This is a genomic window from Robertmurraya beringensis, assembly GCF_042433785.1.
GTDB classification, from domain to species: Bacteria; Bacillota; Bacilli; order Bacillales; family Cytobacillaceae; genus Robertmurraya_A; species Robertmurraya_A beringensis.
Map to the genome: position 1 here is coordinate 1 of NZ_JBHLUU010000045.1, position 774 is coordinate 774.

The following is a 774-nucleotide window of genomic DNA, read 5'->3' on the forward strand; positions in this document are numbered from 1 at the left end:
CACTAGTGTTGCATAAATAATTTCGTAATTTTCAGTTTAATTATATTCTCTATTTAGAGCCAAAAAAGTAAATACCCAACAAAGGTGGCTCCATCCATTTGGAAATTTATTTACAATTAGACCTGTGTGACGACGACAACTTTCTTATCAAGGAATGGCTTTTCCTTCAATTTTTCGGAGCCAAATATGGGCTGGTTTCCAAAGGGCAGCCCGTAGATAACGGCTAATTTTTAAGGTTTTTCGCTTACTATTTGTCTCAAGTTGAACAAGAACATGTAGGCAAAAAACGATAAGTGCGATAAACACTTGATTTTGAATGGCCCATTCGCTTTGTCCGTAGAACTTTTTGATGCTAAGGTGCTGTTTGATCCATTTAAAAAACAACTCAATGGCCCACCTTGATTTATACATCTCTGAAATTTCTTCAGCGTTCAAATCAAAGCGATTGGTGATTAAATGGAGTTCATTTCCTTTGGAATCAAGCACTTTTAGAAGGCGAAAGTAATTTTCAGCACGGTTTTGGGTTGTACCAATCAGGACCATTTGATCTGATAAAACAGCGGAATCCTCGGGTAGTTTAAAATCATAAACCTCCCGTATAACGGCGTTTTTTCTTAGCCTTGATAGAAAAAAGTAACCATCATCTGTCATGCGATCAAAGCGCTCGTAGTCTAGATAGCCACGGTCAAACACATACATGCATTCCTTGTCATCGACCATGATTTCAAGTTGACCACGATCATGTTCGTTTGCCGTTGTTATGACTGCTTTTTC

The 774-nt window shown here is 38.0% G+C and carries 1 protein-coding gene; it reads right to left on the minus strand.

Annotation, left to right across the window (positions count from 1 at the left end; genetic code table 11):
- Positions 1–147: 147 nt before the first annotated feature.
- Positions 148–774: IS4 family transposase (locus ACFFHF_RS11790; RefSeq protein ID WP_377058217.1), on the minus strand; the 627-nt coding region annotated here is incomplete at its 5' end.